At 67.3% G+C, this 26,996-nt stretch carries 20 protein-coding genes, 1 tRNA gene and 2 pseudogenes; 13 read left to right on the forward strand and 10 right to left on the reverse strand.

The genetic code is table 11. The features are described 5' to 3' along the window. Positions 1-21 precede the first annotated feature (21 nt). A complete protein-coding gene (locus B8W69_RS02315) occupies positions 22-1,113 on the forward strand; it encodes a calcium:cation antiporter (protein WP_085288396.1) in 1,092 nt (363 codons plus the stop codon). Positions 1,114-1,116: 3 nt separating this feature from the next. Here B8W69_RS02315 and B8W69_RS02320 read toward each other — a convergent pair whose 3' ends face one another. After that, positions 1,117-1,575: a peroxiredoxin gene (locus B8W69_RS02320; RefSeq protein ID WP_085288397.1), complete on the reverse strand. Its 459-nt coding sequence runs from the start codon at positions 1,573-1,575 to the stop codon at positions 1,117-1,119. Between the two features lie 73 nt (positions 1,576-1,648). Between B8W69_RS02320 and B8W69_RS02325 the strand changes: the two genes are divergently transcribed. From B8W69_RS02325 to B8W69_RS31180, 10 genes and pseudogenes are all read left to right on the forward strand, one after another. Continuing rightward, entirely contained in the window at positions 1,649-3,187 is a 1,539-nt protein-coding gene (locus B8W69_RS02325; protein WP_085288561.1) for an anthranilate synthase component I, read from the forward strand. Next, positions 3,180-3,866: a TIGR02234 family membrane protein gene (locus tag B8W69_RS02330; RefSeq protein ID WP_085288398.1), complete on the forward strand. Its 687-nt coding sequence runs from the start codon at positions 3,180-3,182 to the stop codon at positions 3,864-3,866. The genes B8W69_RS02325 and B8W69_RS02330 overlap by 8 nt, the downstream gene beginning before the upstream one ends. Positions 3,867-3,978: 112 nt before the next feature. Continuing rightward, positions 3,979-4,797, forward strand: a complete 819-nt coding sequence (gene trpC / locus B8W69_RS02335; RefSeq protein WP_007776189.1) for an indole-3-glycerol phosphate synthase TrpC — start codon at positions 3,979-3,981, stop codon at positions 4,795-4,797. A 69-nt stretch (positions 4,798-4,866) separates the two neighbouring features. Continuing rightward, positions 4,867-6,129, forward strand: a complete 1,263-nt coding sequence (gene trpB / locus B8W69_RS02340; protein WP_181447324.1) for a tryptophan synthase subunit beta — start codon at positions 4,867-4,869, stop codon at positions 6,127-6,129. After that, positions 6,126-6,941, forward strand: coding sequence for a tryptophan synthase subunit alpha (trpA, locus tag B8W69_RS02345; RefSeq protein WP_085288400.1), 816 nt, complete (start codon positions 6,126-6,128; stop codon positions 6,939-6,941). The genes trpB and trpA overlap by 4 nt, the downstream gene beginning before the upstream one ends. Beyond that, positions 6,938-8,491: a prolipoprotein diacylglyceryl transferase gene (locus B8W69_RS02350; RefSeq protein ID WP_085288401.1), complete on the forward strand. Its 1,554-nt coding sequence runs from the start codon at positions 6,938-6,940 to the stop codon at positions 8,489-8,491. Before trpA ends, B8W69_RS02350 begins: the two co-directional genes overlap by 4 nt. A gap of 166 nt (positions 8,492-8,657) precedes the next feature. Further along, the gene (locus tag B8W69_RS02355; RefSeq protein ID WP_342744671.1) at positions 8,658-9,011 is read left to right on the forward strand and encodes a DUF2752 domain-containing protein; all 354 of its coding nucleotides are present in this window, start codon (positions 8,658-8,660) and stop codon (positions 9,009-9,011) included. Positions 9,012-9,076: 65 nt separating this feature from the next. Next, on the forward strand, positions 9,077-10,495 hold the full coding sequence (pyk, locus tag B8W69_RS02360; RefSeq protein ID WP_085288403.1) for a pyruvate kinase: 1,419 nt from the start codon (positions 9,077-9,079) through the stop codon (positions 10,493-10,495). Between the two features lie 92 nt (positions 10,496-10,587). Further along, positions 10,588-11,448 (forward strand): acyl-CoA thioesterase II, encoded by an 861-nt coding sequence (locus B8W69_RS02365; RefSeq protein ID WP_110881820.1) that lies wholly within the window; start codon positions 10,588-10,590, stop codon positions 11,446-11,448. Positions 11,449-11,951: 503 nt separating this feature from the next. After that, positions 11,952-12,893, forward strand: a pseudogene (locus B8W69_RS31180) (bifunctional lysylphosphatidylglycerol flippase/synthetase MprF); the annotation flags it as partial. A 2-nt stretch (positions 12,894-12,895) separates the two neighbouring features. Here the strand turns inward: B8W69_RS31180 and cydC are convergent. The 7 genes and pseudogenes from cydC to B8W69_RS02410 form a co-directional block, all read right to left on the reverse strand. Further along, positions 12,896-14,633, reverse strand: a pseudogene (cydC, locus tag B8W69_RS02375) (thiol reductant ABC exporter subunit CydC). After that, positions 14,620-16,233 carry a thiol reductant ABC exporter subunit CydD gene (gene cydD, locus B8W69_RS02380; protein ID WP_085288405.1) on the reverse strand — a complete coding sequence of 538 codons (1,614 nt, stop codon included), beginning with the start codon at positions 16,231-16,233 and terminating at the stop codon, positions 14,620-14,622. The pseudogene cydC and the gene cydD overlap by 14 nt, the downstream one beginning before the upstream one ends. Before the next feature lie 62 nt (positions 16,234-16,295). Next, a complete protein-coding gene (gene cydB, locus B8W69_RS02385; RefSeq protein WP_085288406.1) occupies positions 16,296-17,336 on the reverse strand; it encodes a cytochrome d ubiquinol oxidase subunit II in 1,041 nt (346 codons plus the stop codon). Between the two features lie 35 nt (positions 17,337-17,371). Continuing rightward, complete coding sequence (locus tag B8W69_RS02390) at positions 17,372-18,844, reverse strand: cytochrome ubiquinol oxidase subunit I (RefSeq protein ID WP_085288407.1); 1,473 nt, start codon at positions 18,842-18,844, stop codon at positions 17,372-17,374. 87 nt (positions 18,845-18,931) lie between these two features. Next, complete coding sequence (locus B8W69_RS02395; RefSeq protein WP_439330577.1) at positions 18,932-19,543, reverse strand: HdeD family acid-resistance protein; 612 nt, start codon at positions 19,541-19,543, stop codon at positions 18,932-18,934. A 27-nt stretch (positions 19,544-19,570) separates the two neighbouring features. Beyond that, positions 19,571-20,902, reverse strand: coding sequence for an adenylate/guanylate cyclase domain-containing protein (locus B8W69_RS02400; protein WP_085288409.1), 1,332 nt, complete (start codon positions 20,900-20,902; stop codon positions 19,571-19,573). Positions 20,903-21,626: 724 nt separating this feature from the next. Further along, positions 21,627-21,703 (reverse strand) — tRNA-Leu (locus B8W69_RS02410). Positions 21,704-21,815: 112 nt separating this feature from the next. On the opposite strand from B8W69_RS02410, the gene B8W69_RS02415 reads away from it, so the two are divergent. Further along, the gene (locus tag B8W69_RS02415; protein WP_085288411.1) at positions 21,816-22,433 is read left to right on the forward strand and encodes a two-component system response regulator PdtaR; all 618 of its coding nucleotides are present in this window, start codon (positions 21,816-21,818) and stop codon (positions 22,431-22,433) included. Between the two features lie 26 nt (positions 22,434-22,459). On the opposite strand, the gene B8W69_RS02420 is transcribed toward B8W69_RS02415, so the two are convergent. Both B8W69_RS02420 and B8W69_RS02425 read right to left on the reverse strand, forming a co-directional pair. Then, positions 22,460-23,662, reverse strand: a complete 1,203-nt coding sequence (locus B8W69_RS02420) for a lipid-transfer protein (RefSeq protein ID WP_085288412.1) — start codon at positions 23,660-23,662, stop codon at positions 22,460-22,462. Between the two features lie 10 nt (positions 23,663-23,672). Further along, positions 23,673-24,167 (reverse strand): Zn-ribbon domain-containing OB-fold protein, encoded by a 495-nt coding sequence (locus B8W69_RS02425; protein ID WP_085288413.1) that lies wholly within the window; start codon positions 24,165-24,167, stop codon positions 23,673-23,675. 164 nt (positions 24,168-24,331) lie between these two features. Here B8W69_RS02425 and polA point away from each other — a divergent pair, with 164 nt between their 5' ends. After that, positions 24,332-26,992: a DNA polymerase I gene (polA, locus tag B8W69_RS02430; protein ID WP_165762539.1), complete on the forward strand. Its 2,661-nt coding sequence runs from the start codon at positions 24,332-24,334 to the stop codon at positions 26,990-26,992. The last annotated feature ends 4 nt before the right edge of the window (positions 26,993-26,996 follow it).

Consider the following 26,996-nt stretch of genomic DNA (forward strand, 5'->3'; position numbering starts at 1 on the left):
CTTCGACAAGAATGGCGGTCAATGTCGAAATGGTCGTCCTGGAACGTCGTTGTGCCGGTCCTTTCCATTGTCGTGCTGGCATTGATCTGGGGCAGGACGCTCGGGCCGGTGCTGGTCGGGATGACGGCGCTGTTTCTCATCGGTGCGGTGGTGGCCGCGGTGCATCACGCCGAGGTGGTCGCACACCGGGTCGGCGAGCCGTTCGGCTCGTTGGTGCTCGCGGCCGCGGTGACGGTCATCGAGGTCGCCCTGATCGTCGAACTGATGTCGTCCGGCGGTAACGAGACGGCGACCCTGGCCCGCGACACGGCCTTCGCCGCGCTGATGATCACCACCAACGGCATCGCCGGTCTGTCGCTGCTGCTCGGTTCCCGGCGCTACGGCGTGACGCTGTTCAACGCCGAAGGCACCGGCGCCGCCCTGGCCACCCTGACCACGCTGGCGACCTTGAGCCTGGTGCTGCCCACGTTCACCACCAGCGAACCGGGCAACGAGTTCTCGCCCGGCCAGCTGGCCTTCGCCGCGGTCGCCTCACTGCTGCTTTACCTGCTTTTCGTTTTCACGCAGACGGTGCGGCATCGCGACTTCTTCCTGCCGATTGCGCAGAAAGGCCAGAAACGCCTCTTCGAGGACGAAAGCCACGCCGACCCGCCCAGCGGCCGGACGGCACTGACCAGCCTGGGGCTGATGCTCGGTGCGCTGGTGGCGGTGGTCGGCCTGGCCGAGCAAGAAGCGCCGGCCGTCGAGCACGCGGTCACCGCGGCGGGATTCCCGCAGACCTTCGTCGGTGTGGTGATCGCCGCGCTGGTGTTGCTCCCGGAGACCCTCGCGGCGGTGCGCGCGGCCCGGCAAGGCCGCATCCAGATCAGCTTGAACCTGGCCTACGGCTCGGCGCTGGCCAGCATCGGGTTGACCATCCCGGCGATTGCGCTGGCGTCGATCTGGCACGAAGGCCCGCTGGCACTCGGTCTCGGCGCCACTCAGCTGGTGTTGCTCGCGCTGACCGTCGTGATCAGCATGCTGACCGTCGTCCCCGGCCGGGCCACCCGGTTGCAGGGCGAGGTCCACCTGGTGCTGCTGGCCGCCTACGTGTTCCTGGCGATCAGCCCCTGACGGTCAGGCCCGGGCGCGCAACGTCGCCAGCGCCTTGTCGGCGTGGCTGTCCATGTTGAACTCGCTGGAGATCACCTCGAGCACGGTGCGGTCGGTGTCGATGACGAACGTGGTGCGCTTGACCGGCATCAGCTTGCCGAGCAGGCCGCGCTTGACGCCGAACTGGTTGGCGACGGTGCCGTCGGTGTCCGACAGCAGCGGGTAGTCGAATTTCTGCAGGTCGGCGAACTTAGCCTGCTTCTGCACGGCGTCGGCGCTGATGCCCACCCGGTTGGCCCCCACCGCGGCGAATTCGGAGGCCAGGTCGCGGAAGTGGCACGCTTCCTTGGTGCAGCCGGGCGTCATCGCGGCCGGGTAGAAGAACAGCACCACGGGCCCGCCGGAGAGCAGTTCGCTGAGCTTGCGCGGCGTCCCGGTCTGATCGGGCAGTTCGAAGTCCGCGACGGTGTCACCAGGTTTCATGGCGGACACGCTACGCCCGCTAGCTTCGTCGGGCTGGCCCGAAGCACAGCGACCCGTCTGGGAGGATGGTTCGGTGCACGCCCACCTCGCCGCGACGACCTCACGAGAGGATTTCCGCGGGCTGGCAGCCGAGCACCGCGTGGTTCCGGTGACCCGCAAGGTGCTGGCCGACAGCGAGACGCCGCTGTCGGCCTACCGCAAACTCGCCGCCAACCGCCCGGGCACCTTTCTGCTGGAGTCGGCCGAGCACGGCCGGTCCTGGTCGCGGTGGTCATTCATCGGCGCCGGAGCGCCGTCGGCGCTGACCGTGCGCGACGGTGAGGCCGTCTGGCTGGGCGAGGTGCCACAGGACGCGCCGACCGGGGGCGACCCGCTGCAGGCGCTCCGCGCCACATGCGAGCTGCTGGCCACCGGGCCGCTCGAAGGGCTGCCGCCGCTGTCGGGCGGCATGGTCGGGTTCTTCGCGTACGACATGGTGCGGCGCCTGGAACGGCTGCCCGAACTGGCCGTCGACGACCTGCAGCTGCCCGACATGTTGCTGCTGCTGGCCACCGACGTGGCGGCGGTCGACCACCACGAGGGCACCATCACGCTGATCGCCAACGCCGTGAACTGGAACGGGACCGACGAGCGGGTGGACGAGGCCTACGACGACGCGATCGCCCGCCTGGACGTGATGACCGCGGCGCTGGGCCAGCCGTTGCCGTCGACGGTCGGCACGTTCGAGCGGCCCGAGCCGCGCTACCGCGCGCAGCGCAGCGTCGAGGAGTACGGAAAGATCGTCGACTACCTCGTCGAGCAGATCGCCGCCGGTGAGGCCTTCCAGGTGGTGCCCTCGCAACGGTTCGAAATGGACACCCACGTTGACCCGATCGATGTGTACCGGATGTTGCGGGTCACCAACCCGAGCCCCTACATGTATCTGCTGCAGGTACCGAATGGTGCTGGCGGAACTGACTTTTCGATCGTCGGCTCCAGTCCGGAGGCGCTGGTCACCGTCGCCGACGGCACGGCGACCACCCACCCGATCGCCGGCACCCGGTGGCGCGGGGACACCGACGAAGAGGACCAGCTGCTGGAAAAGGAGCTGCTGGCCGACGAGAAGGAACGCGCCGAGCACCTGATGCTCGTCGACCTGGGCCGCAACGATCTGGGCCGGGTCTGCGCGCCGGGCACCGTGCGCGTCGAGGACTACAGCCACATCGAACGCTATAGCCACGTCATGCACCTGGTGTCGACGGTGACCGGCACGCTCGACGAGGGACGCACCGCGCTGGACGCGGTGACGGCCTGCTTCCCGGCCGGCACGTTGTCCGGCGCACCGAAGGTCCGGGCCATGGAGCTCATCGAAGAGGTCGAGAAGACGCGCCGCGGCCTGTACGGCGGCGTGGTCGGCTACCTGGACTTCGCCGGCAATGCCGACTTCGCGATCGCCATCCGCACCGCCCTGATGCGCGACGGCATCGCCTATGTGCAATCCGGTGGCGGCGTGGTGGCGGACTCCAACGGCCCCTACGAGTACACCGAGGCGACCAACAAGGCCCGCGCGGTGCTGGGCGCGATCGCGGCCGCCGAGACGCTGACCGAACCCGGCCCCAGCGGCCATGAGTGAGGCCGGCGCGGACACCGGCCGGCCGAACAGCCGGTGGCTGATCCGGATTGCCCAGGCAGTGCTGGTGATTGCCGCCGGGACGTTGTGGGTGGCGTCGCGCCTGCCGTGGGTCGTCATCCGGTCGTTCGACGGGCTGGGGCCGCCCAAACAGGTGACCTTGGCCGGTGGGGCGTGGTCGGCGGCGCTGCTGCCGTTGGCGCTGCTCCTGCTTGCCGCGGCCGTCGCCGCCATCGCCGTGCGGGGTTGGCTGCTGCGCGCGCTGGCGGGCCTGCTGGCGGTGGTCAGCCTGGCGGTGGGCTACCTGGGGATCAGCCTGTGGGCGCTGCCCGACGTGGCAGTACGCGGCGCCGAGCTGGCGCACGTCTCGGTGATGTCGCTGGTGGGAAGCGAGCGGCGGTACTGGGGCGCGGGCGTCACCGTGGCCGCTGCGGCGTGCACGCTGATCGCCGCCGTCCTGCTCATGCGCTCCGCGTCCGACTCGGGGTCGGCCCGCTCGAGCGCAATAAAGTACGCGGCACCGGCGACGCGCCGGTCGAATGTGCGACGCGAAGAGGCCGACGGGGCGATGCTGGAGGAGCCGGAGACGCCGGGAATGTCGGAGCGGATGATCTGGGATGCGCTTGACGAGGGACGCGACCCAACCGATCGGCCGAACGAGCCTGACACCGAGGGTCGGTGACGGACCGCAAGCCGCGGGCCGCTACCCTTCATTCACGTCGTCGCAATCGGCCGGGGACAACACAGTGGCCGTGGGATGACAGCGGGCGACAGGGCGAAGGGAAACGACAGGCATGAGTCCGGCAACCGTGCTTGACTCCATCCTCGAGGGAGTCCGGGCCGACGTTGCCGCGCGTGAAGCGCTGATCAGCCTGTCCGAGATCAAGGCCGCCGCAGCGGCCGCGCCGCCGCCGCGCGACGTGATGGCCGCCCTGCGCGAGCCCGGAATCGGTGTCATCGCCGAGGTCAAGCGCGCCAGCCCGTCGGCGGGTTCGCTGGCGACCATTGCTGACCCGGCGAAACTGGCGCGGGCCTACGAAGACGGTGGCGCCCGCATCATCAGCGTGTTGACCGAGGAGCGTCGCTTCCACGGCTCGCTCGACGACCTCGACGCGGTTCGCGCGGCCGTCTCGATACCGATTTTGCGCAAAGACTTTGTCGTGCAGCCCTATCAGATCCACGAGGCGCGCGCGCACGGCGCCGACATGTTGCTGCTGATCGTCGCGGCGCTGGAGCAGTCGGCGTTGGTGTCGATGCTGGACCGCACCGAATCACTGGGCATGACGGCGCTCGTCGAGGTGCATACCGAGGAAGAAGCCGACCGGGCGCTCAAGGCCGGGGCCAACGTAATCGGCGTCAACGCGCGCGATCTGGCGACACTGGAGGTGGACCGGGATTGCTTCGCGCGCATCGCTCCGGGGCTGCCCAGCAACGTGATCAGGATCGCCGAATCCGGTGTGCGCGGTACGGGAGACCTGCTGGCGTACGCCGGTGCGGGCGCCGACGCCGTCCTGGTCGGCGAAGGCCTGGTCAAAAGTGGTGATCCGCGTGCCGCGGTTGCCGACCTGGTCACCGCGGGCACCCATCCGTCCTGTCCGAAACCGGCTCGCTAGTCACTACGTCACTGAAGAGCCCCAGCGCTGAAACGTTGAACCCATGAGCCATCCCTGCGTAGAGACTTGGTGATGGTGGACCTGTCCCGCCCGGACCTTCCGCTCGCGAGCGCAGCCATCGCCGAACCCACCCGCCACGAACCCGATGCGGGTGGCCATTTCGGTGTGTACGGCGGCCGCTACGTCGCCGAGGCGTTGATGGCCGTGATCGAAGAGGTCACCGCGGCCTACGAGAAGGAACGTGTCAACCAGGATTTCCTGGACACGCTGGATTACCTGCAGGCGAACTACGCCGGCCGGCCGTCGCCCCTTTACGAGGCCCGCCGGCTGTCCGAACAAGCCGGCGCGCGCATCTTCCTCAAGCGAGAAGACCTGAACCACACCGGTTCTCACAAGATCAACAACGTGCTCGGCCAGGCGTTGCTGGCCCAACGGATGGGCAAGAAGCGAGTGATCGCCGAGACAGGGGCCGGTCAGCACGGCGTCGCGACCGCCACCGCGTGCGCCTTGCTCGGCCTGGAGTGCGTGATCTACATGGGGGCGGTGGACACCGAGCGTCAGGCGCTCAACGTGGCGCGGATGCGCCTGCTGGGAGCGACGGTCGTCTCGGTGGAAAGTGGTTCCAGGACGCTCAAGGACGCCATCAACGAGGCGTTCCGGGATTGGGTTACCAACGCCGACAACACCTTCTATTGCTTCGGCACCGCGGCCGGCCCGCATCCCTTTCCAGCCATGGTGCGCGACTTTCAGCGGATCATCGGCCTCGAGGCGCGCGCCCAGATCCAGGCCCAGGCGGGCCGGTTGCCCGACGCCGTGGTGGCCTGCATCGGCGGCGGTTCCAACGCCATCGGGATCTTCCACCCGTTCATCGACGATCCGAATGTGCGGCTGGTCGGATTCGAGGCGGCCGGCGACGGCGTCGAAACCGGCAGGCACGCCGCGACCTTCAGCGGCGGCTCGCCCGGCGCGTTTCAGGGATCGTTCTCGTATCTGCTGCAGGACGAGGACGGGCAGACCATCGAATCCCATTCCATCTCAGCGGGTCTCGACTATCCGGGAGTTGGTCCAGAACATGCGTATCTGCGCGAGACGGGCCGCGCCGAGTACCGTCCGATCACCGACTCCGAGGCGATGGATGCATTCCGGGTCCTGTGCCGCACGGAGGGAATCATCCCGGCCATCGAATCCGCGCACGCCGTGGCGGGTGCGCTGAAATTGGGCCCCGAGTTGGGGCAGGGCGCGATCATCGTGGTGAACCTGTCCGGGCGCGGCGACAAGGACGTCGAGACCGCTGCGAAGTGGTTCGGGCTGTTGGGATCCAGCGATCGATGACGGTCAAACACAGCGAAGCGGGCAAGCTCGAGTCGATCTTCGATGACTGCCGCAAGGACAACCGCGCGGCGCTGATCGGCTACCTTCCCACCGGTTACCCCGACGTGCCGACGTCGATGAAGGGGATGACGGCACTGGTCGAATCGGGTTGCGACATAATCGAAGTCGGGGTTCCCTATTCGGACCCGGGCATGGACGGCCCGACCATCGCCAAGGCCACCGAGATCGCGCTGCACGGGGGAGTGCGCGTTCGCGACACCCTTGCCGCGGTCGAGGCGATCAGCGCGGCCGGCGGCCGCGCCGTGGTGATGACCTACTGGAACCCGGTGCTGCGCTACGGGGTTGACGCGTTCGCCCGGGATCTGGCATCCGCGGGCGGGTTCGGCCTGATCACGCCGGATCTCATCCCCGACGAAGCCGAGCAGTGGTTGGCGGCCTCCGACGAGCACCGGTTGGACCGGATCTTTTTGGTGGCGCCGTCCTCGACGCCGCAGCGGTTGGCGATGACGGTCGACGCGTCGCGTGGATTCGTCTACGCGGCCTCGACGATGGGCGTGACCGGGGCGCGCGACGTGGTGTCCAACGCCGCGCCCGAGTTGGTGAGCAGGGTCAAGGAGGTCTCCGACATACCCGTCGGTGTCGGTCTGGGGGTGCGCTCGCGAGAGCAGGCCGCCCAGATCGGCAGCTACGCCGATGGTGTCATTGTCGGGTCCGCGCTGGTATCGGCACTGGGGGACGGGGGGGTGACTGCATTGCGTGCACTGACTGAGGAACTCGCCGCCGGTGTTCGTCAGAGGGCGGCCGCCTCGTGACGAAGCTACTGGCCTATTTCCCGAGCCCGCCACAGGGCGTGTGGCACCTCGGCCCGCTGCCAATCCGGGCCTATGCGCTGTTCATCATCGCCGGCATCGTGGCCGCACTGCTGATCGGTGACCGGCGCTGGGAGGCACGCGGCGGTGAGCGCGGCGTGATCTACGACATCGCCCTGTGGACGGTGCCGTTCGGCTTGATCGGTGGCCGGCTCTATCACTTGGCCACCGACTGGCGCACTTATTGGGGCCCCGGTGGTGCCGGATTCGGGGCGGCCGTACGGATCTGGGACGGCGGCTTGGGCATTTGGGGCGCGGTGGCGCTCGGCGCCGTCGGCGCCTGGATCGGCTGCCGCAGGCATGGGATTCCGCTTCCGGCCTTCGCCGACGCGCTGGCCCCGGGAATCATTCTGGCGCAGGCCATCGGCCGGCTCGGCAATTACTTCAACCAGGAGCTCTACGGTCGCGAAACCACGCTGCCGTGGGGCATGGAGGTCTTCTACCGCCGAGACCCCTCGGGTTACATCGACCCGCACTCGCTGGATGGCGTCTCGACGGGCCAGATCGCGTTCGTGGTGCAGCCGACCTTCCTCTACGAATTGATCTGGAACCTCCTGATTTTCGTCGCGCTGATCTATGCGGACCGGCGCTTCACACTGGGCCACGGCCGGCTGTTCGCCCTGTACGCGGCGGGCTATTGCGTGGGGCGGTTCTGTGTCGAGTTGCTGCGCGACGACACCGCCACCCACATCGCCGGCATCCGGATCAACTCGTTCACATCGACTTTCGTGTTCATCGGGGCCGTGGTGTATCTGATGGCGGCGCCGAAGGGCCGCGAAGATCCCGAGAGCCTGCGCGGCAACCAGTACCTCGACGAGGAGGAGGCCGAAGCCGAACCGGAGGAGGAGCCCGCGACGGTGGCCGCAGCGACGACCGCGGCGGGCGCTGCGGGCGTCGCGGCAGCCGATGCGCCGACATCGTCGCTGGGGACGGCGGAAGCTGACGAAACCGCCGCCGCCGATGCGGAAGCCGAAGAACCGGTGGCGGACTCGGCGGAGGCCATCGAGGCGGAGCCCAGCGCGGCCGAGGTCGAAGAGCCCGAGGCCGACCAGCCCAAGGTCGAGGAGTCCGAAGAGGCCGAGGCGGAAGCGGAATCCGACGAGACGGAAGCCGAGGCCGAGCCTGAAGAGGTCGAAACGGAAGATGTCGAAACTGAGGATTCCGAAGCGGAGGAGCCTGAAGCCGAAGCCGAAGAGCCCGAAGCCGTAGAGCCGGAAGCCGAAGCCGAAGAGCCCGAAGCCGTAGAGCCGGAAGCCGAAGAGCCCCAAGTGAAAGCCGAGGAGTCGGAAGCCGAGGAAGCGGAAGCGGAAGAGGCCGAGCCCGAAGCCGAGGCCGAAGAGCCGGAGGCCGCAACGGAAGACGAGCCGGCCGCCGAGACACCGGAGGCCGAGACACCCGAACCCGAGAAGCCCGAAGCCGCAACGAGCCCAACCCAGCCAGAAACCCGTCGGCGATGGGGCTCGCGACTGAGGAACCGGCTGTCGGGCCGGTAACCACCGGCGTGCCCCGATGTCACCGCTCGGGGCGCAACGGATCTGGCATGCTGAGAAGCGTGACCAACGCGAGGTCGGCGGCTAGATGAGGCAACCTCGTCCACCCGCGCAACACCACCCGCGCGGCCTGCGGCGCCATCGCCTCTCCATCGCGGCCGGGACCGGCGTGGCGCTGGGTGGCGCGCTCGGCTACGTCGCGCTGGCCGACCCGCACAGCCCGAGTGCGATCTACCCGACGTGTCCGTTCAAATGGCTCACCGGCTGGAATTGCCCGTTTTGCGGCGGGCTGCGGATGACGCACGACGTGCTGCACGGCGACCTGATGGCCGGCGTCCACGACAACGTCTTCCTGCTGGTAGGAATCCCGCTGCTGGCCGCATGGCTGCTGGTGCGCCGCGCCCGCGGCAAGGGGTTGCCGCCCAGGGCCGCGTTGCTGACCGTCGTAATTGCGACGATCGCGTGGACCGTGCTGCGTAACCTGCCCGCCTTCCCCTTGTTTCCCACCGTTCTTGGTGGGTAAAAGCACACTGCGCGGCGGGCGCTATCTGCGGGCCGTGCGGGTTACAGCGACTATGCTGGGTCGGCGTGAGTAGACGCGGAAAGATCGTCTGCACCCTTGGCCCTGCGACCAATTCGGATGAATCGATCCTGGCCCTGGTTGAGGCCGGAATGGACGTCGCAAGGCTGAACTTCAGCCACGGCGACTACTCCGATCACAAGGCCGCCTGCGAGCGCGTCAGGTCCGCTTCCGACGCCACGGGCCGCGCCGTCGGCGTGCTCGCCGACCTGCAGGGCCCCAAGATCAGGCTGGGGCGTTTCGCGACCGGGCCCACGTACTGGGCCGACGGCGAAACGGTGCGGATCACCGTCGCCGACTGCGAGGGCGACCACGACCGGGTGTCGACCACTTACAAGAAGCTGGCCGAGGACGCCGCCGTCGGCGACCGGATCCTGGTCGATGACGGCAAGGTCGGCCTGGTGATCGAAGGCATCGAGGGTGACGACGTCATCTGCACGGTCGTCGAGGGCGGGCCGGTCAGCAACAACAAGGGCATCTCGCTGCCCGGCATGAACGTGTCCGCACCGGCCTTGTCGGAGAAGGACATCGATGATCTCACCTTCGCGCTCGAGCTCGGTGTCGACCTGGTCGCGCTCTCATTCGTGCGTTCGCCCTCGGACGTCGAGTTGGTGCACGAGGTGATGGACCGGGTCGGCCGGCGGGTGCCGGTGATCGCGAAGCTGGAGAAGCCGGAGGCCGTCGACAATCTGGAGGCCATCGTGCTGGCCTTCGACGCGATCATGGTGGCACGCGGCGACCTGGGCGTCGAGCTGCCCCTGGAAGAGGTCCCACTGGTGCAGAAGCGGGCCATCCAGATGGCCCGGGAGAATGCGAAACCCGTGATCGTGGCGACCCAGATGCTCGATTCGATGATCGAGAGCTCACGGCCGACCCGGGCTGAGGCCTCCGACGTCGCCAACGCCGTCCTGGACGGCGCCGACGCGGTGATGTTGTCCGGGGAAACCTCGGTGGGGAAGCATCCGCTGGCGGCCGTTCGGACCATGGCGCGCATCATCTGCGCGGTCGAGGACAACTCCACGGCCGCGCCGCCGCTGACGCACGTGCCGCGCACCAAGCGCGGCGTGATCTCGTATGCGGCCCGCGACATCGGTGAGCGGCTCGACGCCAAGGCGCTGGTCGCTTTCACCCAGTCCGGCGACACGGTCAAGCGCCTCGCGCGCCTGCACACCCCGCTGCCGCTGCTCGCCTTCACCGCGTGGCCCGAGGTGCGCAGCCAGCTGGCCATGACCTGGGGCACCGAAACGTTCATCGTCCCGATGATGACCTCCACCGACGGCATGATCCGCCAGGTCGACAAGTCGCTGCTGGAACTCGGCCGCTACAGGCGTGGCGACCTGGTGGTCATCGTCGCCGGCGCGCCACCTGGCACAGTAGGGTCAACCAACCTCATCCATGTGCATCGGATCGGGGAGGACGACGTCTAACTAGAGGAGAGCGTGTGCCGGCCGGCTGTGAGTCTCAAGAGCCGAATGCGGTTGACGAACCCGCGACACAGACCCATCCGGACTTCGCGGAGCTGCTGGCGACACTCGACCTCCACCGCGTCGACGACGACGTGTTCATCGGCTCGCATCCCAGCAAGAATCCCATGCGGACCTTCGGCGGTCAGCTCATGTCGCAGTCGTTCGTCGCGAGCAGCCGCAGCCTGGTTCGCGACGACCTGCCGCCGGGCGCGCTGTCGGTGCACTTCATCAACGGGGGAGACACCACCAAGGACATCGAATTCCGCGTGACGCGGCTGCGCGACGAGCGCCGCTTCGCCAATCGGCGCGTCGACGCGATGCAAGACGGCATGCTGCTGTCTACGGCCCTGGTCTCCTACATGGCCGGCGGCCGCGGCCTGGAACACGGCGTCGAGCCGCCGGAGGTGGCTGACCCGCACACGCAGCCCACCATCGGTGAACTCCTGCGTGGCTACGAAGAAACCGTTCCACACTTCGTCAACGCCCTGCAGCCCATCGAGTGGCGTTACACCAACGACCCTGCCTGGGTGATGCGCACGAAGGGCGATCGGCTCCCGCACAATCGGGTCTGGGTCAAGGCTTTGGGAGAAGTTCCCGACGACCCCGTATTGCACACGGCGACAATGGTGTATTCGTCGGACACCACGGTATTGGACTCGGTTATCACCACACACGGACTTTCCTGGGGATTCGACCGCATATTCGCCGCCTCGGCCAATCATTCCATTTGGTTTCACCGGCAGGTCAACTTCAACGACTGGGTGTTGTACTCAACATCGTCGCCGGTGGCGGCCGATTCGCGGGGACTGGGCACCGGACACTTCTTCGACCGATCCGGGCAACTGCTCGCCACGGTAGTGCAAGAAGGCGTGCTGAAATACTTCCCATCTTCCGGCCGACAAAACGTGACCTAATAGCTACGAAATCTCCGCGCGAATCCGTTCCCTAAACGGCCGTGATCGGGCGTAGCGTTGACGTAGTCGGGTATTCGGTGCAGAGGCGGTGATCTCAACCCGCCCAGCTGGTGTCAGCGCATCGGGAGGTGATTGTGAACGGGCCAGTGGTGGACGTCACGGCAGCAAGACCCCGCGCGCGCGAACGCGTTGTCGTGTCGGTCGATTCGCTCGCGGTCCGCTTGATCGGCGCGTTGGCGCTGTTCGGCGCGGCATGCTGGCTCATCGAGATCCTCGCCCGGCACCACAGCCACCCGAGCTGGAACTACACCGACCGGTTGGCCTGGTCGCTGACCGTGCTGGTCGCGGTGGCCTGGATGGCTCGCGGCATCTTCCTCGGCCGGCCCGTGACGACCTTGCACGCCGCCGCCGCCGCCTTTTTCGTGCTGGCGGGACTGGGCCTGCATGTGCTGTCGTTCGATTTGCTCGGTGACCTGGTGATCGCAAGCTCGGGCATGGCGTTGATGTGGCCGACGACCTCGTATCCGCGGCCCGGTGACCTGCCGCGTGTCTGGAAGCTGATCAACGCGACCGGCGGCGACGCGCTCGCGCCGTTCACCATGCAGACCGGCAAGAGCTATCAGTTCACCGCCGACGGCAGCGCGGCGCTGGCCTACCGGACGCGGATGGGAATCGCCGTGGTCAGCGGTGACCCGATCGGTGACGAGGCCCACTTCCCGGAACTGGTTGCCGATTTCGTCGCCACCTGCCACGCCCACGGATGGCGCATCGCCGTGGTGGGATGCGGCGAGCGGCGACTTGGCCTGTGGACCGATTCGACGGTCGTGGGACAATCGTTGCGGCCCATACCGATTGGCCGCGATGTGGTGGTCGATGTGTCCGGCTTCGACATGGTGGGCCGCCAGTTCCGCAACCTGCGCCAGGCGGTGAAGCGCACCCACAATTGCGGCGTGACAACGGAAATCGTGTCGGAGCAGGAACTCGACGACAAGCTGCTGGCCGAGCTGACCGAGGTGGTGCGCGAGTCATCCAAGGGGGCCCACGCCGATCGCGGATTCCACATGAATCTCGACGGCGTGCTGGAGGGGCGCTTCCCGGGAATCCAGCTCATCATCGCCCGAGACAAAGCGGGCACGGTGCAGGCGTTCCACCGGTACGCCACGGGCGGCGAGGGCAGCGACATCACCCTCGATGTACCGTGGCGCCGGCGGAGCGCCCCCAACGGCCTCGACGAGCGGCTCAGCGTCGACATGATCATGGCCGGCAAAAAGACCGGGGCGCAGCGGGTATCGCTTGCGTTTGCCGCGTTCCCGGAGATTTTCGACGACAAGAACCGCGGCTGGACGCAGCGCGTCTTCTACCGGTTGATCCACATTCTCGACCCGTTGATCGCGCTCGAGTCGTTGTACCGGTATGTGCGCAAGTGGCACGCGCTGGACGCCCGGCGCTACGCGGTGATCTCCATGACGCAGATCGTCCCGCTACTGTTCGTGCTGCTGTCGCTGGAGTTCATGCCGCGCCGGCGACACCTCTGAGTCCGCCCGCGCCACCTCGTCATCGACGCGTAGTTGCCGACAGCCCAGTCCCTCGGGCAGGTGGTGCGTCGCCACCACCACCGTCCGCTGTGCGGACATCAACCGCGAATCCGGGGCCAACAGGTCGCGGAGAACCTGTTCGGCGTCGGTGGCATCGAGGTGTTCGGTGGGCTCGTCGAGCAGCACGATCCGCGTGGGCGAGATCACCGCCCGGGCCAGCAACAGCCTTCTGCGCTGACCGGCCGAAAGGGCTTGCGCCCCAGCGGTGAGCACCGTGGACAAGCCGTCGGGCAGACGGGCAAGCCAGGCGCCCAGGCCGACCGCGTCCAGTGCTGCCGTCAATTCGTCGTCGGGACAGTCTCCGCGGGCGACCAACAGGTTGTCGCGGATGGTGGTGGCGAAAATATGGGCGTCCTCGGCGAAAAACCCGATCGCGCTGCGTAAGTCGGCCTCGCCGAACTCGTTCACGGCGGTACCGTTCAGCGTCACCCGCCCGTCCAGGGGCGGCAGCAGGCCGGCGAGCGTCATCAATAGCGTCGTCTTGCCGGAACCGCTGGCGCCCGTGACGGCCAGCCGCGCACCCGGCGGCAGATCCACCGCTATCCGAGTCAAGCGTGCCGCGCCGTCATGACCGGAATGCACGTCGGCCGACAACCGCCCGGTGCCTAAGGGTGCGCTCGCCGTCGCGAACCCGGGTCCGGGCGGGGTCAGCTCGAGCAGGCGGCGCGCGGCGATCCGCGACCGCGTCAGTTGGACCGCGGCGGCCGGTAACGGCGTCATCGCCTCGAAGGCGGACAGCGGCAGCAGCATCAGCACGGCCAGCGTGGTGGGCGCGACCGCGTGCGCCAACCCGATCCCGCACACCACCGCCCCCAGCACGCTCGCCCCGATCGCGGCGGTCGGCATCGCCTCGGCAATGGCCGCCGGTTTGGCGGCGGCGTCCAGGGCATCGCCCCAAGCGCGTTGCCGGCGTTGTGATTCGGCGATGACATCGGGTAGCAGGCCGGCGACCCGAAGCTCGGGGGCATGTTCGAGGGCGGCCATCGCGGACGTGTCGCGTTCGGAATGATGCTGCCGCGCAACGTCTTCCTGGGCTGCGGCGGCTCGGCCGGCGATCCGGGGCGCGACCAAGCCGGCGATCAGCAGGCAGACGGCCAGCACCAGGGCCGCCGCCGGTGAGATGGCCGCGACGACCGCGGTTGCCGCCGACGCCAGCACCACCGCGACCCCGATCGGCACCAGGGCGCGCACTAGGACGTTGGCCAGCTCGTCGACGTCAGCGCCCACCCGCGCCACCAGTTCACCGCTCTGCAGCCGCACGGCGGCCGCCGCCGGTCCGCGCGCCAGCCGTCGGTAGATCTGTACCCGTGCGGTGCCCGCCGCACGCAGGGCCGCGTCGTGGGTGGCCAGTCGCTCGCAGTAGTGCAGCACGCCACGCGAGATCGCGAACATCCGAACCGCGACCGCCGCCACCGACAGGTCCAGCACGGGCGGCATCTGCCAGGCCCGGGTGATCAGCCATGCCGAAACACCGGCCAGGGCCAGCGCACTACCCAGCGAGAGCACCCCGAGCGCAATCGCCGCCAGGATGCGGGGCAGCCGCGGGCGCAGCAGCATCAAAGCGCCGATGAGCGGATCAGGCTGACGCATAACGCACCCCCCGGTCGGCGACGACTTCGATGACCCGGTCGCCGATGGCCACCACCGGCGCACGATGGCCGACGACGATCACGGTCGCACCGGCCCGGGCCCGCTCGACGATGGCCCGCAAGACGCGTTCCTCGGTGGCCGCGTCCAGGTGCGCGGTCGGCTCGTCGAGCAACAGCACGGCGGCCGTCGAGCCGAGCGCACGGGCCAGACTCAGCCGTTGCCGCTGCCCCAACGACAGCCCGACACCGTCGCGCCCGAGCGCGGTGCCGCCGCCATTCGGCAGCTCGGCCAGCACCGCCTCGAATCCAGAATCGGCACAGGCCTTTTCGGCGTCGTGCAGATCTCCGAGCAGCTTCAGGTTGTCGTCGACGGTGCCCGGCACGAGCACCGGTTGCTGGGGGAGCCAGGACAGCTGCGCCCACCAGCCGGCCGGCTCCAGGTCGGCGACGTCAACGCCGTCCACGACGACCCGGCCCGACGACGGCACGCTGATGCCGGCGATCGCCTGCAGGGTGGTGCTCTTGCCGGCGCCGTTGTGCCCGGTCAGCACGGTCACCGACCCGGGTTCGATGACCGCGCTCAGATCGTGCGGTGCGTGGCCGTCGCGGCCATCCACGGTCAGATGGTCGAGGCGGATCCGCGCGCCGCGCGCGATGACCGTCTGGGTCCCGGCCGTCGACGCGGCCGGCTCGCCGATGAGCGCGAACGCGGCACCGGCGGCGGCCCTGCCGTCTTGCGCGGCATGGAATTCCACGCCGATCCGGCGCAGCGGCCAGTACACGTCCGGCGCCAGCAACAGAACGGTCAAACCCGTGGTCAGTGTCATCTCGCCGAAGACCAGTCGAAGGCCTATTCCGACGGCGATCAACGCCACCCCGAGCGTGGCCAGCAGCTCCAGCACCAGGGCCGACAGGAACGCGATCCGCAGCGTCGCCGTGGCCGAGCGGCGGTGCGCCGCGGCCAGTTCGGCGATGCGATGTTCGGGGCCCGAGCTGCGGCCCAGCGCCCGCAGGGTGGGGATGCCGGCGATCAGGTCCAGCAACCGCGCCTGCAGCGTGGTCATCGCGGCCAGCGCCGCGGCCGACCGGTCGGCGGTCGCCAGTCCGATCAGCACCATGAAGATCGGTATCAGGGGCAGTGTAATCGCGACGACCACCGCCGATTTCAGGTCGTAGGCCGCGACCACGGCGACGGTGGCCGGGGTCAGGATCGCGGCGAGCATCAACGTCGGCAGGTAACCGGTGAAGTAGGGGCGCAAGCCATCCAGCCCGCGGGTGACCACGACAGCGGCGGTGTCGCGTTCCGCCGCGAGTTCGCTGGGTTGCCTGGCGGTCACCGCGGCAAGCACCTGGCCGGACAGATCGGCGATGACCGCGCTGGCTCCCCGTTGCCCCAGCCGGGCCTGAAGCCAATGCGTCACCGCGCGGACTACCCACAGCGCCAACAGAATTGACAGCGGACCCAGCCAGACATGCAGGCCCCGGGGGGCGGGTTGGCCGACGACGCCGGCAACGATGTGCGCCAAGACGATCGCCGATCCGATCGCGCAGCCGGAGATCAGCACGCCGCAACCCACCACGGCGACGAGGTAGCGGCGCACCGCCGCCGAGGCTCGCCACAGTCTCGGGTCTAGCGGCGCCCGGCTGGTGCGGTCCGTGCCGCTCAGGACGGGCGCCTTGCCAGTCCGATCGGCGCGGGTATCCGGTCGGCCGAGATCCGTTGCCGGAAGATCCAATACGACCAGGCTTGGTAGATGACGGTCAGCGGGGCCATGAACGCCGTCACCCATGTCATGACTTTGAGGGTGTAGTGGGTGGAGGAGGCGTTGTAGATGGTCAGGCTCCACTGCTTGTTCAGCGTCGAGGGCACCAAGTTCGGATACAGCGAGCCGAAGAGCAGGATCACCACGGCCGCGACGACCAGCGCGACGCAGGCGAACGCCCAGCCGTCGGACGCCCGGCGCCACACCAGCAGCACCGCCGCCAGTTGAGCCAGCACCGCCACGGCCAGCACCAGCCAGGTCCAACCCTTGCCATGAGCCAGTTGCGTCCAGAGGCCGAATGCCGCAACCAGTCCGGTGACCGGAAGCGATAGCCAGACGCCGAACCGGTATGCGTCCTCGCGGATGGCGCCGGAGGTCTTCAACGCGACGAATGTCGCGCCGTAGAACAAGAACAGTCCGGCGGTGGCCAAGCCGCCCAGCAGGGTGTAGGCGTTGAGCACATCGGTGATCGAGAGGTGAATGTGGCCGTCGGCCTCGACCGGGAGTCCGCGCACCAGGACGGCGAACGCGACGCCCCACAAGACGGCCGGCAGCCAGGACCCGGCCGCGATGGCGACGTCGGCCCAGCCGCGCCATTTGGTGTCATCGATCTTGCCGCGCCACTCGATCGCCACGGCGCGCACGATCATGCCGAAAAGGATCGCCAGCAGCGGCAGGTACAGCATGGAGAACACGGTGGCATACCACACGGGGAAGGCGGCGAACATCGCCGCGCCGCCGACGATCAGCCAGACCTCGTTGCCATCCCACACCGGTCCGATGGTGTTGAGCGCCGTGCGGCGCAGCGGTTCGGGTTCGCCGATGCCGACGCGGGCGAACGGCTCCATCAACATGCCCACGCCGAAGTCGAAGCCCTCGAGGATGAAGAAACCCAGGAACAGCACCCCGATGATGCCGAACCACACTTCCTGCAGTCCCACCGTCGCAACTCCTTTCGGCGTCGGGTAAGCCCTCGTCAGTACGCGAACGACAGAGGTGCCACCTCGTCATCGCTGGGCACTTGTGGGGGAGCGGGTTCGGCGTCGTGTTCCAGCGGCCCTTCGACGGTGTAGCGCTTGAGCAAGAAGAACCAGAGGACCGCGAGCACCGCGTAGACCAGGGTGAAAGTCACCAGAGAGGTGATGACCATGCCGGGCACGTGATGCGACACCCCTTCGCGGACAGTCATCCGAATCAATTGGTCCCCAGTGGGATTGGGCGCCACCACCCAGGGCTGGCGGCCCATCTCGGTGAACACCCAGCCCGATATGTTGGCCAGGAACGGCATGGGGATGGTGAGCAGGGCGAACCAGGACATCCAGCGGCTCTTGGGTGTTCGCCCGCGGCGGGTGACCCACAATACGGTCAGGGCGAACAACACCGGGATCGCCAGGAATCCGATCATCGCCCGGAAGGACCAGTAGGTGACGAACAGGTTCGGCCGGTAGTCGTCGGGTCCGAAGCGCTGCTGATACTCCTGCTGCAACTCGTCCACCCCGCGCAGCGTCACGCCGCTGAACTTGCCTTCGGCCAGGAACGGCAGCACGTAGTGCACCTTGATGATCTCGGCGACGCTGCCGCAGTTGTTGTGCGTTCCGATCGTCAGCACCGAGAAGTCGGGGTCGGTCTGGGTGTGGCACAACGCCTCCGCCGACGCCATCTTCATCGGCTGCTGGACGAACATCAGCTTGCCCTGCCGGTCACCGGTGAAGAACAGGCCGACAGTGGCGAGCAGCACCACCCCGCAGCCCAGGATGGCCGCCGGGCGAAACATGGTGCGGGCATCGGTTTGCGCTTCGGGCGTGGTGGACCCCTGCCTGCGTGAGCGCACCATCCACCACGCGCTGACCGCGGCGACGAAGGTGCCCGCAACCAGGAGCGACCCGGCCACGGTGTGCGAAAACGCCGCTTGCGCAGTGTTATTGGACAGCAGGGCGAAGACGTCGTCCAGCTCGGCGCGTCGCGTCGCCGGGTTGTAATGCGCGCCGACCGGGTGCTGCATGAACGAGTTCGCCGCGATGATGAAGAACGCCGACGCGTTGACGCTGAACGCCACGATCCAGATGCAGGCCAGGTGTATCAGCTTCGGCAACCGGCTCCAGCCGAAGATCCACAGCCCGATGAACGTCGACTCGAAGAAGAAGGCGAACAACCCCTCCATCGCCAGTGGCGCACCGAAGATGTCGCCGACGAACTTCGAGTACTCCGACCAGTTCATCCCGAACTGAAACTCTTGGACGATCCCGGTCGCCACGCCGATGGCGAAGTTGATCAGGAACAGCTTGCCGAAGAATTTAGTCAGTCGGTACCACGCGGCGTTGCGGGTGGCCACCCACACCGTCTGCATGATGGCGATCAGCGGCGCCAAACCGATGGTGAGCGGCACGAAGATGAAGTGGTAGACGGTTGTGATACCGAACTGCCACCGCGAAATATCGACGACATTCATCTGTCATCTCCCGAGACTGCGGAGGGCCGATCAACGGCTACGACAGAGTGTAGTAGATGAGTCGGCGCCTCCGCTACCGGTGGCCTGTCAGCCGGTGAGGGTTTTGGACGCCTTGCGGATTCCGAACGACGAAATGATCTCGAACACGCCGATGACCGCGAACCACGCACCGACCACATAGGCCAACGTGACAATCGACGCGAACGGCGACGCCAGCACGACGATGCCGGCGAGCAGGCTGATCACGCCGATGAAGATGTTCCAGCCCCGGCCCGGCAGGTGCGGGTCACTGACGGCCGAAACCGTCGTGCCGACGCCGCGGAAGATGAACCCGATGCCAATCCAGATGGCCAGCAACAGGATTGCGGTCAGGGGGTCCTTGCCGAAATGGCGGAAGGCCAGCAACGCCAGGATCAACGACGCTGCGCCACTGATGAACAGCAGGATCCGGCTGCCCGCCGACACGTGAAGCGAGAACGCAAAGACAACCTGCGCGATACCGGTGATCAAAAGATAAACGCCGAAGGCGACGGCGGCGACCAGGATAGAAATTCCCGGCCACGCCAGCACCAGGACACCGAGGACAAGAGACAGAATTCCTGACAGCAGAGCGGATTTCCACAGATGCGGCAGCAAGCTTGGAACGGGGTGGGTTCCAGCAGAGCCAGGGGAGATAGTCATGGCCGCAGTCTGGCACAAACGCGAGCCGTGGTACAGGGACTTTCGTCAGACGTGGACGGTGCGCGGATCTTCGGCACGCAGGTCGGTGGGTTCTTCGCCTGCCTTGCGGCCGATTAGATACCAGGTGCGCATAACGCCCTTGCCCTTGATCTCGATCCGGCCGCGCTCCTGCAGAACGAAGTCGTGTTTGAGGCGTTCATACATCGCCTCGGGCACTTGAATTCGGCCCACCGAATCGGTGGACTCCATCCGCGACGCGACGTTGACGGCGTCACCCCACACGTCGTAGAAGAACCGGCGCGAACCCACGACGCCGGCCACGACGGGTCCGCAGGCCATGCCCATCCGCAACGGGATCGCGTGACCATGCGGATCCTTCAGTGCCGCAGCAATATTGGCCATGTCGAGCGCCAAATCGGCCAGGGCGAAGGCGTGATCCGGCCGCGCGCGCGGCACCCCGCTGACCACCATGTAGGAGTCGCCGCTGACCTTGATCTTCTCCAGACCGTGCCTGTCCACCAACTCGTCGAAGGCGCCGTACAGCAGGTCGAGGAACCGCACCAAATCGGCCGGGCTGGTGCTGCTGGCACGTTCGGTGAAGCTGACGATGTCGGCGAACAAGACGGAGGCCTCGTCGTACTTGTCGGCAATCACGTTCCGGTCCGCGCTTTTGAGACGCTCGGCGATGCTGCCCGGCAGCATGTTGGCCAGCAGCGCCTCCGACCGCTCGTACTCGGATTCCATCACCGCCTCGGCGCGCTGGGTGTCGCGCAGCGCGAACCACACCGTGATGAACACCATCACGCAGGCGGAGACGATGGTGACGACGAACATCATGGACTGCGCCCAAGCCGGCACCAGCCCGGTATCGCGGGGAACCAGGAATTCCAGGGCGATGATCAGGCCGGCGGCGATCGCCGCCAGGATTGCGGCCAACACGATGTGATCAAGCCCCAGCACCAGCACCACCAGGCAGGCGCCCACCACCAAGAAGAACTGGGCACCCGAGGCGGTGCCCGAATCCCAGCAGGTGGCGAAGACCGTGACGTAGGCGGCGCCGATGAAGGTCAGCGGTGCAACCAGATCACCGAAGCGGTGCAGCCACGGCACACACGCGAAGATCACCGCCGAGACGACATTGAGGAGCAGCATCTGCCAGATCCAGGCGCCGGTAACGACCTGCAGTACGACGAAAGTGGTGCAGACTGCCACGGCCAGCCAGGCCGCGATCGTGAGCACTCGGTACTGGCGTGCGGCGCTGTCGGCGTAGTGCTGATTGCGGTCGCGTGACTGGGCCCGCACCGCGGCCACGCAGTCCGGGTGCTTCGAGGAGCCGTCTAGGCGTGTTGGTGGGGCACCACACTTCTTGGCCGCCACGGGTGTAAGCCTAACCGCTGAGCAGCGAATTTTGTCGGCCGCCGGATGAATATTGCCGTTTTCGCTCCCGCAAGTTTCCCGAGTCTGATAACAACTTTGTTATCGGGTTGTAATCGGGCTTGCGAATGGATCGTTATGGTTATTTAACACGTGTTCGGCAGTGCTGTTAGACACGTGTTCGCCTCGACTAAGGGGTGCCTGATGGCGGGTCTCAGGAGATTCGTTCTTGCGTCAATCCTTGCCCTCACCGCTGTGCTCATGGACGGCTGTAGTGCCGCCTGTAGCGAGCCGAGTTGGCTCCTCCGGGTCGCCGGCGACTCCATCGGCAACGATGCCACGGGGCTGAATGTCTCTGCGTCAGACCAGGTCTGCATCACCCGATCATTCGGCGACTGAACCGGACGGTGGGCCTCGACGAGGGGTGAGGCCCACCCCAACGGTCCGGTCTGCACGGGGATCCCCGAGCATTGGCTCTCTCGATCGAAGCCAGTGCTGGAAGCATTTCCGCGCGTGGCCGCGCGCGGGCGGAAAAGCAATATGAATTCATCGCGCTCGTGCTGAATGCAATGCTTTTCATAATTGCGCGAAGTTTATTAAATACGCAGAATCCATACCGTTGGACGGTATTTGGCGGCAGTAACAGACCGCCGGGTTTGGGGGGCCCGCGGAGGCGCAACTTTGGTACCGGAAGCGGCAGCGGCTCGCGCCAAGTACACGCGGTGTCTGGTGCCCTCGGTGAGATTCGAACTCACACTGGACGGGTTTTGAATCCGTTTCCTCTGCCAGTTGGGATACGAGGGCGCGCGGCCTCTTACCTTAGAGGCAGCCTCCCACCATAGAGGATCATGAGTGCTCAACTGCCTCACCGCCCCCGAGGTCGCTGGTCTGAGGCGATCACGACACAATATGCGTCATGACAGGCCCCACGACCGACACCGACGCCGCTGTGCCGCGCCGGGTCCTGATCGCTGAAGACGAAGCGCTCATCCGAATGGATCTCGCCGAGATGCTCCGAGAGGAGGGGTACGAGATCGTCGGGGAGGCCGGCGACGGACAGGAAGCCGTCGAATTGGCCGAGCGCCATCAGCCGGACCTGGTGATCATGGACGTGAAGATGCCACGCCGTGACGGCATCGACGCGGCCTCGGAGATAGCCAGCAAGCGGATCGCCCCGATCGTGGTGCTGACCGCGTTCAGCCAACGCGACTTGGTGGAGCGGGCGCGCGACGCCGGGGCGATGGCCTACCTGGTGAAGCCGTTCACCATCAGCGACCTCATCCCGGCCATCGAGTTGGCCGTCGCCCGCTTCAGCGAGATCGCCGAGCTCGAACGCGAGGTGGCCTCGTTGTCCGACCGGCTGGAGACACGCAAGCTCGTGGAGCGCGCGAAAGGGCTGCTGCAGAGCGAGCAGGGCATGACCGAGCCCGAGGCCTTCAAGTGGATTCAACGGGCCGCCATGGACCGCAGGACCACGATGAAACGGGTGGCCGAAGTCGTGCTGGAGACCCTGGATCCGTCCAAAGACGCTTGAGGGTTTAACACCGGCGGCCGTAGGCCCTAAAGCGCGACGATCACCGACGAGCCGTGCCCGAACAGGCCCTGGTTGGCCGTCACCCCGACGGTGGCGTTCTCCACCTGCCGGCCGGTGGCCTGGCCACGCAGCTGCCACGTCAACTCGCAGACCTGAGCGATCGCCTGGGCGGGGATCGCCTCGCCGAAGCACGCCAGCCCACCCGACGGGTTGACCGGGACACGCCCGCCGATCGTGGTGGCGCCGCTGCGCAGCAGCTCCTCCGCTTCGCCCTTGGCGCACAACCCCAGGTGCTCGTACCAGTCGAGTTCCAGCGCGGTGGACAGGTCGTAGACCTCGGCCAGGCTCACGTCCTCGGGCCCGATGCCCGCCTCGGCATAGGCCGCATCGAGGATCTGATCCTTGAACACCCGCTCCGGTGCGGCCACGACAGCGGTGGAATCCGTTGCGATGTCCGGCAATTCGGGCAGGTGCTGCGGATAGCGCGGCGTGACCGTGCTGACCGCGCGCACCGACGGCACGCCCTCGAGTGAGCCGAGGTGCTTGCGGGCGAACTCGGCGCTGGCCACGATCAGCGCCGCGGCGCCGTCGGAGGTGGCGCAGATGTCGAGCTGCCGCAGCGGGTCGGAGACCACCGGACTCGCCAGCACGTCCTCGACCGAAGATTCCTTGCGGTAGCGGGCGTTCGGGTTCTGCAGGCCGTGCTTGGAGTTCTTCACCTTCACCGCGGCGAAGTCCTCGGACGTCGCGCCGTAGAGGTCCATCCGGCGCCGCGCCAGCAGCGCGAAGTACACGGGGTTCATCGCACCGATGAGGTGGAAGCGCTGCCAGTCGGGATCGTTCTTGCGCTCGCCGCCGACCGGGGCGAACGCGCCCTTCGGGGTGGTGTCGGCGCCGATCACCAGCGCGACCTCGCAGAAGCCCGCCAGGATGTGGGCACGGGCGCTCTGCAGCGCCTGCGAACCGCTGGCGCAGGCCGCGTAGCTGGAGCTGACCGGCACGCCGTTCCAGCCGAGCTTCTGCGCGAACGTCGACCCCGCGATGAAGCCCGGATAGCCGTTGCGGATGGTGTCGGCGCCGGCGACCAGCTGGATCTGCTGCCAGTCCAGCCCCGCCTCGGCCAGCGCGGCGCGCGCGGCGACCACGCCGTATTCGGTGAAGTCGCGGCCCCATTTGCCCCACGGGTGCATCCCGGCGCCGAGGATGTAGAGCGGTTCCGGAGCGCTCATTTCGCGATCCTCATTTGTGCCGCTCCTCCTCATCGCTGCGCTCTGCATCGTCGTCGGCACGCTTCCACGCGTGCACGAGGCGTTCGACGCCGTCGGCGTCGGTGAACAGGGTCATGGTCGCCAGCTCCATCTCGATGCCGACCTTCAGGTCGGCGGCCAGGGTGCCCTCGACCACCTTGCCGAGCACGATGATGCCCTCGTCGGCCAGCTCCACCGCGGCGATGGCGAACGGCTCGAACGGGTCCGCCGCCGGGTAGGGCGCGGGGGGCGGGTACCGGTTCTCGGTGTAGCTCCACAGCGTTCCCCGGGTCGACAGAGCGACGGACTCTAGGGTGTCGCTGGCGCACGCCGGGTTGGGGCAGTTGTTCTCTCGCGGCGGGAAGACGTAGGTGCCGCACTCGGGGCACTTACTGCCGATCAGATAGGGGCTACCGGCCCCGTCAGGAGTCGAGTCGGTGGCGAACCACCCGTCGATCGCGGGCTCTTGGCTGGTGACCTCTGGCACTGGGCCAGACTACCCAGCCCAAACTCAAAACTGAAACGTGTTGCAGTTCTCCTGGTGGCACGGTCGGGACGCCTGGCCCGTCACACCGGGTGCTTAGAGTGAGAGCCGTGCCCGCCACGAAAACCACGACGAAGGCCAGCGAGGAAGAAACCACGCCGACGCTGATGCTGCTGGACGGCAACTCGCTGGCGTTTCGGGCGTTCTATGCGCTGCCCGCCGAAAACTTCAAAACCCGCGGCGGGCTGACCACCAACGCGGTCTACGGCTTCACCGCCATGCTGATCAACCTGCTGCGCGACGAAGCCCCGACGCACATCGCCGCGGCGTTCGACGTGTCGCGGCAGACCTTCCGCTCCGAGCGCTACCCGGAGTACAAGGCCAATCGGTCGGCGACGCCCGACGAGTTTCGCGGCCAGATCGACATCACCAAGGAAGTCCTCGCGGCATTGGGCATCACGGTGCTGGCCGAGGAGGGTTTCGAAGCGGACGACCTGATCGCAACGCTGGCCACACAGGCCGAAAACGAGGGCTACCGGGTGCTGGTGGTCACCGGCGACCGTGACTCGTTGCAGCTGGTCAGCGACAACGTGACGGTGCTGTATCCCCGCAAGGGCGTCAGCGAGTTGACCCGCTTCACCCCGGACGCCGTCGTCGAGAAATACGGGCTGACGCCCAAGCAGTACCCCGACTTCGCCGCCCTGCGCGGCGATCCCAGCGATAACCTGCCCGGCATTCCCGGCGTGGGGGAGAAGACCGCCTCCAAATGGATCGGCGAGTACGGGTCGCTGCAGGCGCTGGTCGACAACGTCGATTCGGTGCGCGGCAAGGTGGGCGACGCGCTGCGCGAACATCTGGCCAGCGTCATCCGCAACCGCGAGCTGACCGACCTCGTCAAAGACGTGCCGCTGGCCCAGACCCCGGACACGTTGCGGCTGCAGCCGTGGGATCGCGACCAGATTCACCGGCTCTTCGACGACCTGGAGTTCCGGGTGTTGCGGGACCGGTTGTTCGAAACCCTGGCCGCGGTGGAGCCCGAGGTCGACGAGGGCTTCGACGTGCGCGGCGGTGCGCTTGAAGCCGGCGAGCTCGCCTTGTGGCTGGCCGAGCACAGCTCCGGAAAGCGGTTCGGCCTGGCCGTCGTCGGCACGCACCTGGCCTACGACGCCGACGCCACCGCGCTGGCCATCGTCTCCGCCGACGGTGAGGGCCGCTACATCGACACCGCGACGCTGGATCCCGAAGACGAAGCGGCGCTGGCGTCTTGGCTTGCCGACCCCGGTCCGCCCAAGGCGCTGCACGAGGCCAAGCTGGCGATGCACGACCTGGCCGGACGGGGCTGGACGCTGGCCGGCGTCACCTCCGACACCGCGCTGGCGGCCTACCTGGTGCGGCCCGGGCAGCGCAGCTTCGCCCTCGACGACCTTTCGCTGCGCTACCTGCGCCGCGAGCTGCGCGCGGAAAATCCCGAACAGCAACAACTTTCGCTGCTCGATGACAACGAGGGCGCCGACGACCAGGCGGTGCAGACACTGATTCTGCGCGCCGTCGCGGTGCTCGACCTGGCCGACGCGCTCGACGAGGAGTTGGCCCGCATCAACTCCACGTCGCTGTTGAGCGGCATGGAGCTCCCGGTGCAGGCGGTGCTGGCTGGCATGGAAAATGCCGGTATCGCTGTCGATTTGGAGCTGCTCAACGAGCTGCAAAGCGATTTCGCCCATCAGATCCGCGACGCGGCCGAGGCGGCGTACGCGGTGATCGGCAAGCAGATCAACCTGGGCTCGCCAAAACAGTTGCAGACGGTGCTCTTCGACGAGCTGGAGATGCCGAAGACCAAGCGCACCAAGACCGGCTACACCACCGACGCGGACGCGCTGCAATCGCTTTTCGACAAGACCGGCCATCCGTTCCTGCAGCATCTGCTGACGCACCGCGACGCCACCCGGCTCAAAGTCACCGTCGACGGGTTGCTGAACTCGGTGGCCTCGGACGGGCGCATCCACACCACGTTCAACCAAACCATCGCCGCCACCGGCAGATTGTCGTCGACCGAGCCGAACCTGCAGAACATTCCGATCCGCACCGAGGCGGGCCGGCGGATCCGCGACGCGTTCGTCGTCGGCGACGGCTACAGCGAGCTGATGACCGCCGACTACAGCCAGATCGAGATGCGGATCATGGCCCACCTGTCCAAGGACGCGGGCCTCATCGAGGCGTTCAACACCGGCGAGGACCTGCACTCGTTCGTCGCCTCGCGGGCATTCGGCGTGCCGATCGAAGAGGTCACCGCCGAGCTGCGCCGCCGGGTCAAGGCGATGTCCTACGGCCTGGCCTACGGATTGAGCGCCTACGGGCTTTCCGCGCAGCTGAAAATCTCCACCGAGGAAGCCAAAGACCAGATGGAGCAATACTTCGCCCGGTTCGGCGGGGTGCGCGACTACCTGATGGACGTCGTGGAGCAGGCCCGCAAGGACGGCTTCACGTCGACGGTCTTCGGCCGCCGTCGCTACCTGCCCGAACTCGACAGCAGCAACCGTCAGGTGCGCGAGGCCGCCGAGCGGGCGGCGCTCAACGCGCCGATTCAGGGCAGCGCGGCCGACATCATCAAGGTGGCGATGCTCCAGGTCGACAAGGCGATCAAGGACGCCGGGCTGTCCTCCCGGATTTTGCTGCAGGTGCACGACGAGCTGCTGTTAGAGGTCGCCACCGGCGAGCGAGAAGAGCTGGAGGCGCTGGTACGCGACAAAATGGGCGGCGCGTACCCGCTCGACGTCCCGCTGGAGGTGTCGGTGGGTTACGGCCGCAGCTGGGATGCTGCGGCGCATTAGACGA

Source organism: Mycolicibacterium vulneris, assembly GCF_002104765.1.
GTDB lineage: Bacteria > Actinomycetota > Actinomycetes > Mycobacteriales > Mycobacteriaceae > Mycobacterium > Mycobacterium vulneris.

Bases quoted from the DNA above. Each gene is read 5' to 3' on its own strand.
- B8W69_RS02315 (WP_085288396.1), top strand. From the start codon at position 22: ATGTCGAAATGGTCGTCCTGGAACGTCGTTGTGCCGGTCCTTTCCATT.
- B8W69_RS02320 (WP_085288397.1), bottom strand. From the start codon at position 1,575: ATGAAACCTGGTGACACCGTCGCGGACTTCGAACTGCCCGATCAGACC.
- B8W69_RS02330 (WP_085288398.1), top strand. From the start codon at position 3,180: ATGAGTGAGGCCGGCGCGGACACCGGCCGGCCGAACAGCCGGTGGCTG.
- trpC (WP_007776189.1), top strand. From the start codon at position 3,979: ATGAGTCCGGCAACCGTGCTTGACTCCATCCTCGAGGGAGTCCGGGCC.
- trpA (WP_085288400.1), top strand. From the start codon at position 6,126: ATGACGGTCAAACACAGCGAAGCGGGCAAGCTCGAGTCGATCTTCGAT.
- B8W69_RS02390 (WP_085288407.1), bottom strand. From the start codon at position 18,844: ATGAATGTCGTCGATATTTCGCGGTGGCAGTTCGGTATCACAACCGTC.
- B8W69_RS02415 (WP_085288411.1), top strand. From the start codon at position 21,816: ATGACAGGCCCCACGACCGACACCGACGCCGCTGTGCCGCGCCGGGTC.
- B8W69_RS02420 (WP_085288412.1), bottom strand. From the start codon at position 23,662: ATGAGCGCTCCGGAACCGCTCTACATCCTCGGCGCCGGGATGCACCCG.
- polA (WP_165762539.1), top strand. From the start codon at position 24,332: ATGCTGCTGGACGGCAACTCGCTGGCGTTTCGGGCGTTCTATGCGCTG.